This is a genomic window from Pseudomonas neuropathica (assembly GCF_051174785.1).
Lineage (GTDB): Bacteria > Pseudomonadota > Gammaproteobacteria > Pseudomonadales > Pseudomonadaceae > Aquipseudomonas > Aquipseudomonas neuropathica_A.
Window position 1 is genome coordinate 3133681 of the sequence record NZ_CP195111.1, and the last position, 17807, is coordinate 3151487.

The 17807-nt window shown below is 60.7% G+C and carries 13 protein-coding genes; 6 read left to right on the top strand and 7 right to left on the bottom strand.

Annotation, left to right across the window (positions count from 1 at the left end):
* Positions 1-6: 6 nt before the first annotated feature.
* Genes ACRRSD_RS14330 through ACRRSD_RS14340 form a run of 3 tightly spaced genes read left to right on the top strand, consistent with a single transcriptional unit; the run spans position 7 to position 3660 of the window.
* Positions 7-2322: a PEP/pyruvate-binding domain-containing protein gene (locus ACRRSD_RS14330; protein ID WP_435038439.1), complete on the top strand. Its 2316-nt coding sequence runs from the start codon at positions 7-9 to the stop codon at positions 2320-2322.
* The gene (locus tag ACRRSD_RS14335; protein ID WP_435038440.1) at positions 2319-2939 is read left to right on the top strand and encodes a gamma-glutamyl-gamma-aminobutyrate hydrolase family protein; all 621 of its coding nucleotides are present in this window, start codon (positions 2319-2321) and stop codon (positions 2937-2939) included. Before ACRRSD_RS14330 ends, ACRRSD_RS14335 begins: the two co-directional genes overlap by 4 nt.
* 7 nt (positions 2940-2946) lie before the next feature.
* The gene (locus tag ACRRSD_RS14340; RefSeq protein WP_435038441.1) at positions 2947-3660 is read left to right on the top strand and encodes a phosphocholine cytidylyltransferase family protein; all 714 of its coding nucleotides are present in this window, start codon (positions 2947-2949) and stop codon (positions 3658-3660) included.
* Between the two features lie 12 nt (positions 3661-3672).
* On the opposite strand, the gene ACRRSD_RS14345 is transcribed toward ACRRSD_RS14340, so the two are convergent.
* The gene (locus ACRRSD_RS14345; protein ID WP_435038442.1) at positions 3673-5649 is read right to left on the bottom strand and encodes a Cache 3/Cache 2 fusion domain-containing protein; all 1977 of its coding nucleotides are present in this window, start codon (positions 5647-5649) and stop codon (positions 3673-3675) included.
* 184 nt (positions 5650-5833) lie between these two features.
* On the bottom strand, positions 5834-6754 hold the full coding sequence (locus ACRRSD_RS14350; protein WP_034152038.1) for a LysR substrate-binding domain-containing protein: 921 nt from the start codon (positions 6752-6754) through the stop codon (positions 5834-5836).
* 158 nt (positions 6755-6912) lie between these two features.
* On the opposite strand from ACRRSD_RS14350, the gene ACRRSD_RS14355 reads away from it, so the two are divergent.
* Positions 6913-8307 carry a NorM family multidrug efflux MATE transporter gene (locus tag ACRRSD_RS14355; protein WP_435038443.1) on the top strand — a complete coding sequence of 465 codons (1395 nt, stop codon included), beginning with the start codon at positions 6913-6915 and terminating at the stop codon, positions 8305-8307.
* A gap of 107 nt (positions 8308-8414) precedes the next feature.
* Here ACRRSD_RS14355 and ACRRSD_RS14360 read toward each other — a convergent pair whose 3' ends face one another.
* Positions 8415-10088, bottom strand: coding sequence for a putative bifunctional diguanylate cyclase/phosphodiesterase (locus ACRRSD_RS14360; RefSeq protein WP_435038444.1), 1674 nt, complete (start codon positions 10086-10088; stop codon positions 8415-8417).
* A 262-nt stretch (positions 10089-10350) separates the two neighbouring features.
* Here ACRRSD_RS14360 and rep point away from each other — a divergent pair, with 262 nt between their 5' ends.
* The gene (gene rep / locus ACRRSD_RS14365; RefSeq protein ID WP_007920400.1) at positions 10351-12360 is read left to right on the top strand and encodes a DNA helicase Rep; all 2010 of its coding nucleotides are present in this window, start codon (positions 10351-10353) and stop codon (positions 12358-12360) included.
* A gap of 59 nt (positions 12361-12419) precedes the next feature.
* Positions 12420-12992 carry a xanthine phosphoribosyltransferase gene (locus ACRRSD_RS14370; RefSeq protein WP_203419986.1) on the top strand — a complete coding sequence of 191 codons (573 nt, stop codon included), beginning with the start codon at positions 12420-12422 and terminating at the stop codon, positions 12990-12992.
* A 129-nt stretch (positions 12993-13121) separates the two neighbouring features.
* Here the strand turns inward: ACRRSD_RS14370 and ACRRSD_RS14375 are convergent, their stop codons facing one another.
* The 4 genes from ACRRSD_RS14375 to alr all read right to left on the bottom strand — a co-directional run bounded on the left by ACRRSD_RS14375 (position 13122) and on the right by alr (position 17712).
* Complete coding sequence (locus ACRRSD_RS14375) at positions 13122-15044, bottom strand: acetyl-CoA hydrolase/transferase C-terminal domain-containing protein (protein WP_435038445.1); 1923 nt, start codon at positions 15042-15044, stop codon at positions 13122-13124.
* Between the two features lie 363 nt (positions 15045-15407).
* A complete protein-coding gene (locus tag ACRRSD_RS14380) occupies positions 15408-15821 on the bottom strand; it encodes a c-type cytochrome (RefSeq protein WP_435038504.1) in 414 nt (137 codons plus the stop codon).
* Between the two features lie 180 nt (positions 15822-16001).
* Positions 16002-16550, bottom strand: a complete 549-nt coding sequence (locus ACRRSD_RS14385) for a cupin domain-containing protein (RefSeq protein WP_007920393.1) — start codon at positions 16548-16550, stop codon at positions 16002-16004.
* 88 nt (positions 16551-16638) lie between these two features.
* Entirely contained in the window at positions 16639-17712 is a 1074-nt protein-coding gene (alr, locus tag ACRRSD_RS14390) for an alanine racemase (protein ID WP_435038446.1), read from the bottom strand.
* Positions 17713-17807: the final 95 nt, after the last annotated feature.

Sequence of the window (17807 nt, forward strand, 5' to 3'; positions counted from 1 at the left end):
CCGCTGATGGCCCTGCATTTCTCAACCAAGGCCGGCACCCTGACCAGCCTGCAAGGGCGGCTCGCCTCGGCGCACATTGCGCCGTTGCTGTCATTCACTGTGGCGGACTGGCAACTGGATCAGCGCGCTTGCGTTGAGGATATCCAGCGTCGGCTGCCAGCCGCTCCGTGGATCGTACGCTCCAGTTGCGGGCGCGAGGACAGTGCGCAGGCGTCGTTCGCCGGCGCCTTCCTGTCGGTGCTGAATGTCGATGAGGCTGGACTGGTCTCGGCGATCGAACAGGTCATCGCCAGTTACGGCGATGTGCACCTGACCGACGAGATTCTGATTCAGCCAATGCTCGGCAATGTGGCGCGCTCCGGCGTAGCCTTCTCCCACGACCCCAACACCTGCGCACCGTATCGCGTGGTGAATTGGTCGGAGGGCGATGACACCGCCGCAGTCACTGGCGGCATGGGCGGGCGGCTCTGGCAGCAGGCGGCGCACAGTGCAGTGGCAGCGCCCGCGTCGCTCGCACCGGTGGTGGCCTTGCTCGAAGAATTGCTCAGCCTGTTTGGTGATCGGCCGGTCGACTGCGAGTTCGCGGTCACCCGCGATGCTGAAGGCGAGACACTCTGGCTGCTGCAAGCCCGGCCACTGATTCTGCCGACGGCGCCTGAGTCTGCGGCCACTCAGTTCGCTCGCCTGCAAAGCATTCAGAGCAAAGTCGAACGGGGCATGCGTCCGCACCCGTTTCTGATCGGTCAGCGCACGGTGTACGGCGTGATGCCCGACTGGAATCCGGCCGAGATCATCGGCATCCGGCCCAAACCGCTGGCGCTTTCGCTGTATCGGGATCTGGTCACTGACTCGATCTGGGCCTACCAGCGTCACAACTATGGCTACCGTAACTTGCGCAGCTTCCCGTTGATGCCGCATTTTTTCGGTCTGCCGTATATCGATGTGCGTCTGTCGTTCAACTCGTTTATCCCGGCCGATCTTGATGAAGGACTGGCGGGGCGTTTGGTCGATTACTACATCGATCGCTTGCTGGCGGAACCGACGCTGCACGACAAGGTAGAGTTCGAGATCGTTTTCTCCTGCTACACCCTCGACTTGTCGCAGCAACTGGAGCGTTTGCGCAATGCCGGTTTTCTTGAACATGAACTGGACGCCATCAGCACCAGTCTGCGCAAGCTGACCAACCGCATCGTGCACCCCAAGGACGGTTTGTGGCGCAGCGATGCCAGCAAGCTCGAGGTGCTCAACGCTCGTCGCGAAGAGCTGCTGGCCTCCAATGCCGATCCGCTCGAGCGCATCTACTGGCTGCTGGAGGATGCCAAGCGATACGGCACCCTGCCCTTCGCCGGCCTGGCCCGCGCCGGGTTTGTTGCCGTGCAGATGCTTCGATCGCTGGTCAGCGTGGGCGTATTTTCGCAGGCGGATTACGATGCGTTCATGGCCGGGGTATCCACGGTCAGCGGGCAGTTGGCCCGTGACCGCGCCACCCTCGACAAAACCACGTTCCTCGCCCGCTACGGGCATTTGCGACCGGGCACTTACGACATCCTCTCGCCGCGTTACGACGAGGCGCCAGAGCTGTATTTCGACTGGACGCAAAGCCCCGCCGCGCCGGAACCGCTGCGACCGTTTTCCCTGACGCTGCCGCAGATGCGCGAAATCGTCAAACAGCTCGAAGCCCATGGCCTGCAGCCTGATCCGGTGGGGCTGCTGGACTTCCTGCAGAACGGCATCGAGCTGCGCGAGCTGGCCAAGTTTCACTTCACGCGTAACCTCTCCGATGCCTTGGCCCTGATCGCGCAGGTCGGTGCGCAGTACGGCATTGATCGCGAGGATCTGGCCTATTGCGACATCAGCGCCTTCCAGGAGCTGCATGTAGCTGCAGCAGATCCGAAGGAAGTGCTGATGCGCAGCATCGAACAGGGCAAGGCGCGTTACGCCGAAACGCTCAAGGTGTCGCTGCCGCCGGTGATCACAAGCCCGGAAGATGTCTGGTGTTTCGAGTGGCCGGAAACGGCGCCCAACTTCATCACGCAAAAACGCGTGACCGCGCCGGTGGTACTTTGTGATGACCGGGAAAAGCTCGCTGGGGCGATCGTCTGCATTCCCAATGCCGATCCGGGGTTTGACTGGCTGTTCGCCTATCCGATTGCCGGGCTGATCACCGCGTGGGGCGGCGCCAATTCGCACATGGCGATCCGTGCCGGTGAACTTGGCCTGCCGGCGGTCATTGGCGCGGGCGAAGTGCTCTACCGGCGCTGGTCGACGGCGGACTTTCTGCACCTCGATTGCCCGGGTCGCCGTGTGGAGCTGATGTCATGAAAGTGGTCGTGATCAGTCAGCGTGTCGACACCCTCCCTGAGCGCGGCGAAAGCCGTGATGCGCTGGATCAGCGCCTGATCGCGTTTGTGCTGGCGGCAGGCTTTATCCCCGTGCCGGTCCCCAACCGTTGGCAAACCCCGGATGACCTCGATTGCTGGCTGGCAGCGGTTAACCCGCAAGCGATCATGCTGTCGGGTGGCAATGACATAGGTCAGTGCCCGCCCCGTGATCTGACTGAAAGCAGACTGCTGGAACACGCCCATGCGCGCCATCTGCCGCTGGTGGGAATTTGCCGGGGCATGCAGATGCTTGCGCACTGGTCGGGTGTCTCGCTGAAACCGGTCACCGGTCATGTACGCACGCGGCATCAGTTGTCCGGACAGATCGCCGCCGAGGTCAACAGCTATCACACCCTCGCCCTCGCCGATTGCCCGCCCGGGTTCGAAGTGCTGGCGCGCAGCGAGGACGGCGAAATCGAAGCGATCCGCCACCTGCAACTACCGTGGCAAGGCTGGATGTGGCACCCGGAGCGCGAGAGCGATTTCGCAACACACGACCTTCAGCGTCTGCAGCAACTGTTTGGCGAAACCGAATCCACTGAAGAATTCACGGGATAGACCTGTTGTGAAAGCCATTATTCTGGCTGCCGGACGTGGCAGTCGCATGAAAAGCCTCACCGATGAACGTCCAAAATGTCTGGTCGAATTGCGCGGGAAACCGCTGCTGGAATGGCAGCTGGAGTCATTGCGTGCAGCGGGTATCAGCGACATCGCGGTGGTGACCGGCTACAAGCGCGAGCTGCTGGCAGAACGTGGTCTGATCGAGTTTCACAACCCGCGCTGGGCCGAGACCAACATGGTTTCATCACTGGCCTGCGCCGAGTCCTGGCTTCAGGGCGAGCCGTGCATCGTCAGTTATTCGGATATTTTCTACAGCCCTGTGGCCGTACAGTCGTTGATCAACAGCGACGCAACGCTGGCCGTAACCTACGATCCCAATTGGTTGCAGCTGTGGACCGAACGCTTCGGCGACCCGTTGCTGGATGCCGAAACCTTTCGCCTGACCGCCGCGCATACGCTGGCCGAAATCGGCAACAAGCCGCAATCGGTGGACGATGTTCAGGGGCAGTACATGGGACTTTTGCGCTTCACCCCCAAAGGCTGGGCGGAAGTCGTGCGGCTGCGCGCCGAACTGTCGCCGCAGCAACGCGACAGCATGCACATGACCAACACCCTGCAACGCGTTATCGATGCCGGTCGTGTGCCGATTGAAGCCGTCGCCTACACCGGCGAATGGGGAGAGGTCGACTCCAGTGAAGACCTCTCGGTATATCAATAAGGCGCCGGCGCCTTAACGGAACCGGTCAACCTCCTGACGCAGTTCGGCCGCCAGGCTTTCCAGTTCCTTGGCGGTCACGGCCAGATTCGACACCACTTCACGCTGCTCACTGTTGGCCATGGCAATGCTTTGCAGGTTGCTGCTCAGCAAGGTCGCTGTGCTGCTCTGCTCCTGAGTCGCCGTGGTAATCGCGGCAAACTGCTGACCCGCCGAACGGCTCTGCTCATCGATGCGCGCCAGCGCCGAGGCGACATTGGCGTTACGCGACAGACCTTCCTGCATCAGCACATTGCCCTGCTCCATGGTGCTGATCGCGTTGCCGGTTTCCTGCTGGATGCTGTGGATCATGCTGGAAATTTCATCAGTCGCCTGACGAGTGCGCGAGGCCAGGCTGCGCACTTCATCCGCTACCACAGCAAAGCCGCGACCTTGTTCGCCGGCACGGGCGGCTTCAATAGCGGCGTTGAGCGCCAGCAAATTGGTTTGCTCGGCAATCGAAGTAATCACGCCAACGATGCCGCCAATTTCCTGGGAACGCTGACCGAGGGTGTTGATCACGGTCGCGGTACTGTTCAGAGCGCCAGCGATTTGCTCAAGCGAGGACGAGGCTTCTTCCATCGAGCTGCGGCCGATCTGCGTTTGCTGGGCATTTTCCTGGGCCAGACGCTGGGTCGCGCCCATGTTGTCGGCAATGTTCAACGAAGTCGCGCTGAATTCTTCCACCGCACCGGCCATGCTGGTGATTTCGCCGGACTGTTGCTCCATACCTTCATAAGCACCGCCGGACAAACCGGACAACGCCTGCGCACGGCTGTTGACTTCTTGCGAGGCGCGACGGATGTGCTCGACCATCGTCGACAGCGCTTGGCTCATCTGATTGAAGGCGCGCGACAGCTGACCAATTTCGTCGTTGCTCGATACGCTCAGGCGCACGCTCAGATCGCCAGCGCCCAAGGCTTCGGCCTGACGTACCAGATCGCTCAGTGGCGCCAGTTTGCTGCGCAACAACCAGACCACGGAACCGACCGCCAACAACATCGCCAACAGGCTACCAATGGCCAGTTGCGTGCCAACGCTCCAGGTCACCGCGCGAATCTCGGCTTTCGGCATGCTCGCCACCACCGACCACGGCCCACCGTCAAATGGCACGGCAACACTGTAGAAATCCTCGGATTTATCGTTCCAGAACTGCCCCTTGCCCGGCGATTTGGCCAAACCATTGATCACGGCAATGGCCTGATCCGCGGCCTGCACGCCTGCCGGCGCGACCAGCCATTTGTTCTGCTCATCAAGCAATGCCAGCGAACCGGTCTGGCCGATGCGGAAGCGCTTGAGGTTGTCGAACTGGGCGTTCTGCGCGTCGGTGTAATCGAAACCAACGAACAGCACCGCAATCACCTTGCCGCTGCCATCGCGCACCGGGGTGTATTGGGTCATGTAGGAGCGTTCGAACAACAAGGCGCGACCGACGTAGCTTTGTCCTGCCATCAGCTTCGCGTAGGCCGGGTGCGCGTGGTCGAGCAAGGTGCCGATGGCGCGAGTGCCGTCCTGTTTGGTCAGCGAGGTGCTGACGCGCACAAAGTCTTCGCCGCTGCGCACAAACAACGTGGCGACGCCGGCAGTCATTTGCTTGAACTCGTCGACTTCCTTGAAGTTGTTGTTCAACACTTCGCTGCCCAGGTGCAGGCCCGGGGTCTGGGTGCCTGCCACGGTCACCGGTTCACTCGGGTGAATGCTCAAACCCGCGCTGAAGCGCTTTTCGAACAACCCGCTCAGGCGTTGGGTGCTTTCACGCAGCGTGCCGTGAAAGGTACTCAGTTGGTCGGCCAGCAGCCGCGCCTCACTGGCCAGATGCTCTTCACGGGTGGCGAGGTTGGCGGAATCCAGCGAACGCAAGGCGAACACCGTACTGCCACTGATAACTATCGCCAGTATTACAGCGAGCGCGAGGCCCAGCTGCGAGGCGATCCGAGCGCGAGGTTGAGACATGGACAGCTCCTGGCCGAGCCACGGGATCCTCCTTGATCTCGACTCGGATAATTTTCTAATAGTGGGGGTGAATCGTGGATACCGGCACGACGGTTCCACTTGCTCATAGTCGGCGGGAAAACCGAATACTTGAGCGCGCAACGTGGGTATGGCGCAAGGCCGCCATTGTGGCGGCTCGAACGTTTCAGCTCAAGCGCGCAACCGCCGGCAACTCCATCGCGCGGACTTCGCCTTGGAGGAAGTCGCTGAGGCGGCGCAAACGTTCACCTCCCGGACGGGTTTTTGGCCACACCAGGTAATAATTCAGTCCGCTGGCGACGGCGGTTGGCCATGGCAGGCTCAGTCTTCCTTGCGCCACGTCTTCGGCGACCATCAACAGATCGCCCATCGACACACCATAACCGCGCGCCGCTGCGATCATCCCTAACTCGAGGGTATCGAACACCTGTCCGCCCTTGAGCGACACCTGATCGGACAAACCCATATGTTCCAGCCAACTGCGCCAGTCACGACGATCCGGGGTTGGATGGAGTAATTCGGTGGAGGCCAGCCGGGCCAGATCCCACGGTTGATCGTTGAGCAGGTTCGGCGCACCGACGGGAATCAACTCCTCGGGAAACAGCAAGCTCGCCTCCCAGTCCGGCGGGAAATGCCCGTCGCTCAACAGCACCGCACAATCGAACGGCTCATCGTTGAAATCCACCGAATCGACGTCCATCCACGCGCTGGTCAGTTGCACCTCGTTGCCTGGCTGTAAATGGCGGAAGCGACTGAGCCGCGCCAGCAGCCAGCGCATGGTCAGGGTCGACGGCGCCTTCATGCGCAGAATGTCGTCTTCGGCGCGCAAGGTATTGCAGGCCCGCTCCAGCGCCGTGAAGCCTTCGCGGATGCCAGGCAACAGCAGGCGAGCGGCCTCGGTCAGTTGCAGGTTGCGACCGCTGCGATGGAATAGCCGGCAAGCGAAATGATCTTCCAGCGTTCGAATATGCCGACTGACTGCGCTCTGGGTGATCGACAACTCTTCCGCCGCACGGGTGAACGAACTGTGCCGTGCCGCCGCTTCAAATGCGCGCAGGGCATACAAGGGAGGAAGACGACGAGACATACATAAAGCTCCTATAGCGGGATGCAGCCAGTCTGACGAAAACTGCTCAAGATGAGTTTTAATCATGCCACCCATCCTTTTTATCCCTTTGTGCAAAGCCTGCCAAGCGCCGAGAATCGACGCTCTCCTGTTCCCTCTGAAATTGAGTGGTGATGACCATGCAGCATCCTGTGCGAACCGAACTCTGGGCCATTCTGCGGCTGGCAGGGCCGTTGATTGCTTCACAGTTGGCGCACATGTTGATGGTGCTGACTGACACCCTGATGATGGCGCGCCTGAGTCCCGAAGCGCTGGCCGGTGGCGGACTGGGTGCAGCGACCTATTCGTTCGTATCGATTTTCTGCATCGGCGTGATTGCGGCCGTCGGCACCCTGGTGGCGATTCGCAAGGGCGCCGGTGACATCATTGGCGCCGCACGGCTGACTCAGGCCGGGCTGTGGCTGGCGTGGCTGATGGCATTGGGCGCCGGGTTGTTGCTGTGGAATCTGAAACCGGTGTTGCTGCTGTTCGGCCAGACCGAAACCAACGTCAACGCTGCCGGGCAATTTCTGATCGCCCTGCCCTTCGCCCTGCCCGGCTACCTCAGCTTCATGGCACTGCGCGGCTTCACCAGTGCCATTGGCCGAGCGACACCGGTGATGGTCATCAGCCTCGCCGGCACGGTGGCCAACTTCCTGCTCAACTATGCGCTGATCACGGGCATGTTCGGTCTACCGAAAATGGGCCTGACAGGGATCGGCCTGGTCACGGCGATTGTCGCCAATTGCATGGCGTTGGCATTGGCCTGGCACATCCGCCGGCATTCGGCCTATGACGCTTATCCACTGCGTGCAGGTCTGTCACGGCCGAATCGGCAGTACCTGAAAGAGTTGTGGCGCCTCGGCCTGCCAATCGGCGGCACCTACGCGGTGGAGGTCGGCTTGTTCGCCTTCGCGGCGCTGTGCATGGGCACCATGGGCAGCACGCAGTTGGGCGCACACCAGATTGCCCTGCAAATCGTTTCGGTGGCGTTCATGGTGCCGGCGGGTATGTCGTACGCGATCACCATGCGCGTCGGCCAGCATTACGGTGCCGGGCAATTGAACGATGCGCGGATGTCCGGGCGGGTCGGGATCGTCTTTGGCGCGGTGGTGATGCTGGGTTTCGCCATGGTGTTCTGGCTGTTGCCGAACCAGTTGGTGGGGCTGTTCCTCGATCACAATGATCCGGCGTTTGCCGAAGTGATTCGCCTGGCGGTGAGCCTGCTGGCGGTGGCGGCGTGGTTCGAACTGTTCGATGGCACGCAGACGATTGCTATGGGCTGCATCCGTGGGCTCAAGGATGCCAAGACCACGTTTCTGGTCGGGCTCGGCTGCTATTGGCTGATCGGCGCGCCGGCGGCGTGGTGGATGGCGTTCCACTTGAACTGGGGGCCGACGGGCGTCTGGTGGGGCTTGGCGCTGGGCCTGGCGTGCGCGGCGGTGAGTTTGACGCTGGCGTTTGAGTGGAAGATGAAGCGGATGATTCGGCTGGAGCCGCAATCTCGGGGCTTCAACATCCCGCAACCTGAATGAGCCCCCCTGTGGGAGCGAGCTTGCTCGCGAAAGCGGTGTAACTGACACATATGAGTTGAATGTGTCGCAGCCTTCGCGAGCAAGCTCGCTCCCACAGGGTCATGTGTTCAGCTTACGATTTCGAGGGCTGGCTGTTGGCTTGAACCGTAGGTGAGATATTCAACCAGCTCCGCCAGCGGCAACGGCCGGCTGATCAGATACCCCTGCACCTGATCGCAGCCAAACCCGCGCAGCAGCTCCAGTTGCTCCGGCGTCTCGACCCCTTCGGCTACCACTTCCAGATGCAGGTTGTGCGCAAGATTGATCATCGCGTGCACCAGTTTGCGGTTCTCTTCGCGCTGCTCCATGCCACCGACAAAGCTCTTGTCGATTTTCAGCAAGGTGATCGGCAGGCTGTTGAGGTGCACGAACGATGAGAACCCGGTGCCGAAGTCATCCAGCGAGAAGCGCACACCGAGGCGGCCAAGGGCGTCCATGGTCTGCTTGACCAGATCGCTGCGGCGCATCACCGCCGTCTCCGTCAGTTCGAATTCCAGCCACTGCGCTTCAACACCGCGCTCAGCGATCAAGCGGCTGAGCGTCGGCAACAACTGACTGTCCTGAAACTGGCGGAACGACAGGTTGATCGCCATGTGCAGCGCCGGCAATCCGCGTTCGCGCAGCGCCTGCATATCGCGCAGGGCCCGGGAAATCACCCAGTAACCCAGCGGCACGATCAACCCGCTCTGCTCAGCCAGCGGCACGAATTCGCTCGGTGGCAGCAAGCCGCGTTCGCCATGACGCCAGCGCACCAGCGCTTCGAGGCCGACGATCTGGCCGTCCGCAAGATTCAGGCGTGGCTGGTAATGCAGCTCAAGCTCATCGCGACGCAAGGCCCGGCGCAGTTCGCTTTCCAGATCAGCCATGCTCCGCGCATTGCGGTTGATGCGTTCGTTGAAGATATGAAAGGTGCAACCCTGGGTGCTCTTGGCCTGCTGCATGGCGATGTGCGCGTGCCACATCAGCGGGTCGGCGCCGCCCTGCGCCCGGGCGTGGGCGATGCCGAGGCTGGAGCCGATCAGCAGGCTTTCACCATCTACCCAATACGGCTCGGCGAGCGCTTCGGTGATACGTTCAGCTATCCACTCGGCGCGCTGCGGCGCACGGCGGGTGTCTATCAACAGAGCGAATTCGTCGCTGCCCAGCCGCGCCAGTTGATCACCGGCCTCCAGCTGACTTTTCAGCCGCGCGACGACTTGCAGGATCAAGCGATCGCCAGCCTGATGGCCAAGCGCATCGTTGGCGTGACGAAAGTTGTCGAGATCGAGATGCCCAAGGGCCAGGCCACGACCGTCGTTTTCCGCGAGGCGCGCGGCGAGCAAGGTCTGAAAACCCTGGCGATTGGCGATGCCGGTCAACGGATCCTGTTCGGCGAGGCGTTGCAGGGTATTTTCGAGAACGCCGCGTTCGCGCACATGGCGCAGGCAACGGCGCAGCATGCCGGCGTCGACGGCGTCGAACACCAGCCAGTCACTGACGCCAATCGGCGCGGTGTCCGGTTCATGTTCCAGCAGCAATACCGTCGGCAGGCTGCAACGGCCCGGTGCCGGTTGTAATGCCGGAAGGGTCAATAACACCGCATTGCGGTTATCTTCGAACAAGCTGCTGACCGAGTCCCAGCTCGGGGCGCTGATCAGCACCGCCGCGCTCCCCATCGGAGCCAGACACTCGCGCAATAACGCTGTCCACGCTGGCTCTTCGGCCAGTAGCAGCAAACGCAAGGGTTCGACAGGCGTAGACAAGCTAGCTCCCTAGACTCTGCAATGATGTGGGCGGGGCATTATGCCGTTGCGCCGTTCAATGACCAAATGACAACGGTTATCAAAACGTTATTTTGTGTCACGAAGGAGAACATTAGCCGGAAAATCACCGCGCATCCTCCGCGAAAGTAACAAAACCGGCAAATTTGAATCGCGTAGTACGTCACAAGTCGGACAGAGCAGCACAATTCTCTGAGCCTGTTAAAATGCCGGCCCATTTCGTCAACGACTCCCGAATTTTCGTATGTCCCGACTCAATCCCCGGCAGCAAGAAGCCGTGAACTACGTCGGCGGCCCTCTATTGGTGCTCGCCGGTGCTGGCTCCGGCAAGACCAGCGTGATCACGCGCAAGATCGCGCACCTGATCCAGAACTGCGGCATCCGCGCCCAGTACATCGTCGCCATGACCTTTACCAACAAGGCCGCGCGCGAGATGAAAGAGCGGGTCGGCACCCTGCTGCGCGCCGGCGAAGGTCGCGGCCTGACCGTCTGCACGTTCCACAACCTCGGTCTGAACATCATCCGCAAGGAACATGCGCGGCTGGGCTACAAACCCGGTTTCTCGATCTTTGACGAGACCGATGTAAAAGCCCTGATGACCGACATCATGCAGAAGGAATACGCGGGCGACGACGGCGTCGATGAGATCAAGAACATGATCGGCGCCTGGAAAAACGACCTGATCCTGCCGCCTCAGGCGCTGGAGAACGCGCGTAATCCCAAGGAACAGACCGCTGCCATCGTCTACACCCACTACCAGCGCACGCTGAAAGCGTTCAACGCGGTGGACTTCGACGACCTGATCCTGCTGCCGGTAAAGCTCTTTGAAGAGCACGCCGACATCCTCGAAAAATGGCAGAACAAGGTGCGTTACCTGCTGGTCGACGAATACCAGGACACCAACGCCAGCCAGTACCTGCTGGTGAAAATGCTCATCGGCAAGCGCAACCAGTTCACCGTTGTGGGCGACGACGACCAGTCGATCTACGCCTGGCGCGGCGCGCGGCCGGAAAACCTGATGCTGCTCAAGGACGACTATCCATCGCTGAAAGTGGTGATGCTTGAGCAGAACTACCGCTCGACAAGCCGCATCCTGCGTTGCGCCAACGTGCTGATCTCGAACAACCCGCACGAATTCGAAAAACAGCTGTGGAGTGAGATGGGCCACGGCGACGAGATCCGCGTGATTCGCTGCCGCAACGAGGACGCCGAAGCCGAGCGCGTGGCCATGGAAATCCTCAGCCTGCACTTGCGCACCGACCGCCCTTACAGCGATTTCGCGATTCTCTATCGCGGTAACTATCAGGCCAAGCTGATCGAGCTGAAGCTGCAACACCATCAGGTGCCGTACCGCCTGAGCGGCGGCAACAGCTTCTTCGGCCGCCAGGAAGTGAAAGACCTGATGGCCTACTTCCGCCTGATCGTCAACCCGGACGACGACAACGCCTTCCTGCGGGTGATCAACGTGCCGCGCCGTGAAATCGGCTCGACCACCCTGGAAAAACTCGGCAACTACGCCACCGAGCGCAAGATCTCGATGTACGCCGCCACCGACGAAATCGGTCTGGGCGAACATCTGGACAGCCGCTTCACCGATCGCCTGTCGCGCTTCAAGCGCTTCATGGACAAGGTCCGCGAGCAGTGCGCCGGCGAAGACCCGATCTCGGCGCTGCGCAGCATGGTCATGGACATCGACTACGAGAACTGGCTGCGCACCAACAGCTCCAGCGACAAGGCGGCCGACTACCGGATGAGCAACGTCTGGTTCCTGATCGAGGCGTTGAAAAACACCCTCGAGAAGGACGAAGAAGGTGAGATGACCGTCGAGGACGCCATCGGAAAACTGGTCCTGCGCGACATGCTCGAGCGTCAGCAGGAAGAAGAGGACGGCGCCGAAGGCGTGCAGATGATGACCCTGCATGCGTCCAAGGGCCTGGAATTCCCCTACGTGTTCATCATGGGCATGGAAGAGGAAATCCTCCCGCACCGCTCCAGCATCGAAGCCGACACCATCGAAGAAGAACGCCGCCTGGCCTACGTGGGCATCACCCGCGCGCGCCAGACCCTGGCCTTCACCTTCGCCGCCAAGCGCAAGCAGTACGGCGAGATCATCGACTGCGCGCCGAGCCGCTTCCTCGATGAGCTGCCGCCGGACGATCTGGCCTGGGAAGGCAACGACGACACGCCGACCGAAGTCAAAGTCGTGCGCGGCAATAGCGCATTGGCTGATATACGCGCGATGTTAAAGCGCTAGAATTGACCACTTTTTTTACTAGACCTTCGGCGCACAAAGCGCCAAAAGAGGACAGCTTCATGGAAGCATTGCAGCAGAAAATCCGCGAACAAGGCATTGTGCTTTCCGACCAGGTCCTGAAGGTCGACGCCTTCCTGAACCACCAGATCGACCCGGCCCTGATGAAGCTGATCGGCGACGAATTCGCCGCGCTGTTCAAGGATTCGGGCATCACCAAGATCGTCACCATCGAAGCCTCAGGGATAGCCCCGGCAATCATGACCGGTCTGAACCTCGGCGTGCCGGTGATCTTCGCCCGCAAGCAACAGTCCCTGACCCTGACGGAAAACCTGCTGTCGGCGACCGTTTACTCGTTCACCAAAAAGACCGAAAGCACCGTGGCCATCTCCCCGCGTCACCTGACCAGCAGCGACCGCGTGCTGATCATCGACGACTTCCTGGCCAACGGTAAGGCCTCGCAAGCACTGATCTCGATCATCAAACAGGCCGGCGCGACCGTTGCCGGTCTGGGCATCGTTATCGAGAAATCGTTCCAGGGCGGCCGCGCCGAGCTGGACTCGCAGGGCTACCGCGTTGAATCGCTGGCCCGCGTGAAATCGCTGAAGGACGGCGTCGTCACTTTCATCGAATAAAGCCACACCGCAATCCCCCTGTGGGAGCGAGCCTGCTCGCGAATGCTTAGGGTCAGTCGACATCTTGGTTGACTGATACACCGCTTTCGCGAGCAGGCTCGCTCCCACAGTGGGTTTTGCGGTGGGCAGTTACTGCGCGGTGGCTTTCAGGCCGGTGAGGAGCAGGCGTTGGAAGAGGTCTTCTTTCAGGCCTTCCGGGTTTGTGAGTTGCATGCGTTCGAGGTGTTCGGGGTATAGCGATGCCTCGGGAGCGTCGAGGGCTGCTTTGCCGAGTTCGAGGATTTCGGTGAGTTTGAATTTGCTCTTCAGCCAGTTCAGCGCACGCAGCAGATCCCGTTCGATCGCGGTGAAATCACAGCCCAGCGGATACTCCGGAAACAGGTTCGGATGCCGTGCGGCAATCGCTTGCAAACGCTGTGGCGTGTTGTCGGCAAAGCGTGGGTCGAGGCGGAAATCCTTTGGCAGTTTGCCGACCTTTTGCGCTTGCTCGATAAGGCCCTGCTGGAAGCGGGAATCGCTGATGTTCAGCAGCGACTCGATCACCACTGCGTCGGATTTACCGCGCAGATCGGCGATGCCGTATTCAGTGACCACGATGTCGCGCAGGTGCCGTGGGATCGTGCAGTGGCCGTATTCCCAGACGATGTTGGAACTGACATCGCCACCGGACTCACGCCAACTTCTCAGAATCAGGATCGAGCGGGCATCGTGCAACGCATGCCCCTGCGCCACGAAGTTGTACTGCCCGCCGACACCGCTCAGCACCCGGCCGTCTTCGAGTTGGTCCGCCACGCCCGCACCCAGCAATGTCATGGTGAACACGGTGTTGATGAAGCGCGCATCAAGGCGTTGCAAACGCTTGAGTTCTTCCTGCCCGTAGAGTTCGTTGATATAGCTGATGCGGGTCATGTTGAACTCAAGCAGTTTGCTTTGCGGCAGCTCACGCAGCCGTTCATAGAAACTGCGCGGGCCAAGGAAGAAACCGCCATGCACCGAGATGCCGTCAGTCTGCGCGGCCTCGTCGAGGGTGCCGGCGTTGGCCTGTTCTTGGGTCGGTACATCGGGATAAACCTTGCGCCGGATGATCCCGGCATCCGCCAGCACCAACAGGCCGTTGACGAACATTTCGCTGCAGCCGTAAAGGCCTTTGGCGAATGGCCCGGTGCCGCCCTCGCGGTTGATCAATTGCGCCCATTGGCTGAGGTTGATGTCGTCGAGCAACGCTTGATAACCGGTGTTATCGGCTTGTCGTGCGAGCAGCGCGGCAGTCAGGGCATCGCCCATCGAACCGATGCCGATCTGCAACGTGCCGCCGTCGCGCACTAGCGTACTCGCGTGCAATCCAATGAAATGGTCCTGAAACCCCACTGGCATGTTCGGCGTAGAAAACAGCGTACTGCTGTCCTTCGCATCGATCAGCAGGTCGAAGGTATCGATGTCGACTTCAGCATCGCCGGGCATGTACGGCAGATCGGTGTGTACCTGGCCGACCAGCAGAATCGTCTCCCCGGCTTCGCGGCGCTTGGCGATCATCGGCAACAGGTCGAGAGTGATATCCGGGTTGCAGCTCAGGCTCAGACGGTCGGGGTGTTCGCTGCTGCTGGCGAGCAGTTGTGCCACCAGGTTCAGCCCGGCAGCGTTGATGTCGCGGGCGGCATGGCTGTAGTTGCTGCTGACGTAATCCTGCTGGGCCGGCGCGCTGTTGAGCAGGCTGCCGGGTTGCATGAAGAACTGTTCGATACGGATGTTGGCGGGCAGGCTGTCGCGGTGCAGGTCGGCGAGGAAATCGAATTCCGGGTAGTCACCGAAGACGCGCTCGACGAAGGGTTCGATGAAGCGCTTTTGCAAGCCGTCGCCCAACGCCGGCCGGCCAAGGCACAGGGCGGTGTAGATCGTCAGTTGCCGCTCGGGCAGGTCTTTGATCCGCCGGTACAGCGCGTTGACGAAGTGATTGGGTTTGCCCAGGCCCAGCGGCAGGCCCATGTGGATGTGCGCCGGCAAGCGTGCCAGCACGTCGTCCACTGCCTGTTCGATCGAACACAACTGCACCATCTGAAGCCTCCTGCCCGTTCCGTGAATAGGGGTAGACCGAGCTTGCCTTGAGTTTGCTGCAATGAACAGCTCAAAGTCCTGGACGATTGTCGGCCACAGGAGTTGTTTACGGCTGGAGCTTGCTTGCCCTCACCCTAGCCCTTTCCCGGAGGGAGAGGGGACTGATTCGGGGATGCTCGGCATCTACATCGACCTGAACGAGCTGTACCGAATCCATAATCGCTAAGGTCTTTCAGGTCGATGGATAGCGAAAGACACCTCGGTCGGCTCCCTATCCCTCTGGGAGAGGGCTGGGGTGAGGGCTCTTGAATCCCAGGCACAAAAAAACCGTCCGAAGACGGTTTTTTTCATCAGAAGCGCGCCTTATTTCAGGCCGGACATCTTCTGGATTGCGCCCTTCAACTCGTCATCCGAGCAATCGGCGCAGGTGCCTTTTGGCGGCATGGAGTTGATGCCGGTAATGGCCTTGGCGAGGATGCCGTCGAGGCCACCTTGATGGTCAGCGCGTTCTTTCCAGGCTGCCGTGTCACCGATTTTTGGTGCGCCCAGCAGGCCAGTGCCGTGGCAAGCATTGCAGTGCTTGGCAATCACGTCATCAGGGGACTTCGCCCCGCCACCACCTGCGGAAGCGGCAACTTCCATCCCTTTGCATTCCTGCCCTTGCACACACACCTGGCCGACCGGCTCGAGGCGTTTGGCAATGTCATCATTCGTCGCAGCTTGAGCGCTGACAGCCCAGAGGGCCAGTACGGTTGCTGGTGCAGCCAGCATTTTCATAATTAGGTTCACGCGTTCACCCTCAATGGTGGCTATTCACGCCTGCGGCCACGGTTCGCAGGCGGGCGGAAGTATAGCGGGTAGCCCGTCACACTGAAACAACCCCATAGTCGAAGGGGTTATACCGCACGGTAGAAAACTCTCCGGATGCCTTTGCCATCATGGCTTGGCACCTCTTTGTTAAAAATTCGCCGGCGTGGCTGCGCTGATTAGTCGCGCAGGCGCGTCGAACGGATTACGGAAACGATGCGGCTTGGTACTTTCAAAGTAGTAGCTGTCGCCGGCTTCGAGAATAAAAGTTTCCAGACCCACCACCAGTTCCAGACGACCTTCCACCAGAATCCCGGTTTCCTCGCCTTCATGGGTGAGCATTTCTTCGCCGGTGTCGGCGCCCGGTGGGTAGATTTCGTTGAGGAAGGCGATGGCGCGGCTGGGGTGCGCGCGGCCGACCAGCTTCATGGTCACGGCGCCGTCGGAGATGTCGATCAGCTCGTTGGCCTTGTAGACGATCTGGGTCGGGACTTCCTGCAGGATTTCTTCGGAAAAGAACTCGACCATGGACATGGGGATGCCGCCGAGCACCTTCCTCAGCGAACTGATCGAGGGGCTGACGCTGTTCTTTTCGATCATCGAAATGGTGCTGTTGGTGACGCCCGCGCGTTTGGCGAGTTCACGCTGGGAAAGCCCTTTGAGCTTGCGGATCGATTGCAGTCGTTCACCGACGTCCAAGGCGGGAGCCTCCTGATGTTGTAAGAATATTGAGCGTTATCATGGCGACAGCGTTCAGTATTTACAACACTTGGCCCCCGCAGCGGCGTCAACCCTCGGAATAGAGCCTTGGCACCCGACGCAGGTTGCAGAAGATCTGGTACGGGATGGTGTCGGCCCACTGCGCCACTTCACTGGCGAGGATGTTTTTGCCCCACAACTCGACAGTCGAACCGAGGTCGGCTTCCGGCACGTCGGTGAGGTCAATGCAAAGCATGTCCATCGACACGCGACCGAGAATGCGGCTGCGTTTGCCGGCCACCAGCACCGGCGTGCCTGTCGGTGCCTGACGCGGATAGCCGTCGGCGTAACCCATGGCGACCACGCCGATGCGCATCGGCTTGTCGGTGATGAATTTGGCGCCGTAGCCTACAGGCTCGCCGGCCGGCAGTTCACGCACGCTGATGACTTTCGATTCCAGGGTCATCACCGGTTGCAGCCGATCAGCCACGGCGTTGGCTTCTTCGAACGGGGTCGCGCCATAAAGCATGATGCCCGGGCGCACCCAATCGCTGTGAATCTGCGGCCAACCGAGCACAGCCGGCGAGTTGCGCAAGCTGACTTCCGCCGCCAGGCCCTGACGCGCCGCTTCAAACACCGCGACTTGCTCTGTGCTGCTCTGCGCATGCAATTCATCAGCACGGGCGAAATGGCTCATCAAGACGATTTTGGCTACTTTGCCGCTGGCCAGCAACCGCTGATAGGCCGCTGGATAATCCTTCGGATGCAGACCGACACGGTGCATTCCGGAATCAAGCTTCAGCCACACGGTAATCGGCTTGCTCAGGGTTGCCTGCTCGATCGCTTCGAGCTGCCACAACGAATGCACCACGGTCCAGAAATCATGCTCGACGATCAGTTCCAGCTCATCGGCTTCGAAGATGCCTTCGAGCAACAACACCGGGGCCTTGATGCCGGCCGCGCGCAGCTCCAGCGCTTCTTCGATGCAGGCGACGGCAAAACCGTCGGCCTCGGCTTCCAGCGCCTGGGCGCAACGCACCGCGCCATGGCCGTAGGCATCGGCCTTGATTACCGCAAGCGCCTTGGCGCCGGTGACTTCGCGGGCAATTCGGTAGTTGTGGCGCAGGGCTTCTAGGTCGATCAGGGCACGGGCAGGACGCATGGCGGCAGACTTCTAGGCGGTCATGGGAAGAAAAACCGGCGCCGACTGACGACGTGAACCACCAACAGCGCCGGGAGAGGGATCTTTACAACGGC